2 protein-coding genes are annotated in these 819 nt (G+C 71.9%); both read left to right on the top strand.

Features of this window, described 5'->3' with window-relative positions; translation table 11 throughout:
* Positions 1-432, top strand: a 432-nt coding sequence (locus D8M34_RS18395; protein ID WP_274543288.1) for a helix-turn-helix domain-containing protein, incomplete at its 5' end; no start/stop codon positions are given.
* Positions 433-581: 149 nt separating this feature from the next.
* A partial coding sequence (locus tag D8M34_RS18390) for an alcohol dehydrogenase catalytic domain-containing protein (protein ID WP_153245010.1) occupies positions 582-819 on the top strand: 238 nt, incomplete at its 3' end.

Raw genomic sequence — 819 nt, 5'->3', positions numbered from 1 at the left:
CTGCTGCTGCGCCACTTCCACGACACGGTCCGGGTGCCCGCGCTGCGGTACCGGGCCGACGAGCTCGGCGAGCTCGCGCGGTCGGTGCTGCACTCGCTGTCCGGCGGCCGGTCGCTGAGGCTGAGCATGCAGGTGGTGCGGGTCCTGGAGGGCTACGCGTGGCCGGGGAACCTGCGCGAGCTGGAGGACGTGCTGCGCTACGTCATCGCCCGCAAGCCGGTCGGCGTCGTGCAGGCCCCGGACCTGCCGTCGTCGTGCTTCACCGGGGGCGCCCCGGGGATGTCGATGCGCGAGGCGGCGCAGTGCGACGTGAGCATCCAGGCCCTCTACGAGGCGCGCGGCAACCGCTACCAGGCGGCCGAGCTGCTGGGGATCGCCCGCTCCTCGCTCTACCGCAAGATCGACGCGTTCGGGATCAGCTACATCGGCTGAGGTGTCCCGCGGCCGGGACACACCGCGGTCGCCGGGGATCGTGCCGCCCGCGGAGTCGTCCCAGATCGGGACAGTCACATGCGCACTCCCGCATTAGCGTCGGGCCCGCCGACGCTCTCGGCATTCCCTGCGACCAACGGAGTGAGCAGATGAAGGCACTCGTCTACCACGGACCGGACACCAAGGCATGGGAGGAGGTCCCGGACCCGACGATCCAGGACCCCACCGACGTGATCGTCAAGGTCGACACCACCACGATCTGCGGCACCGACCTGCACATCCTGCAGGGCGACGTGCCGGCCGTCACCGACGGCCGCGTCCTCGGCCACGAGGCCGCCGGCCGGGTCACCGCCGTCGGTGACGCCGTGTCCGGCTTCGCCGTCGGCC

The sequence above is a fragment of the Microbacterium sp. HSID17254 genome (genome assembly GCF_003989315.1).
Classification (GTDB): Bacteria; Actinomycetota; Actinomycetes; order Actinomycetales; family Microbacteriaceae; genus Microbacterium.
Note: the sequence above shows the minus strand (reverse complement) of the source record. Positions and strands in the feature narration are given on the sequence as shown.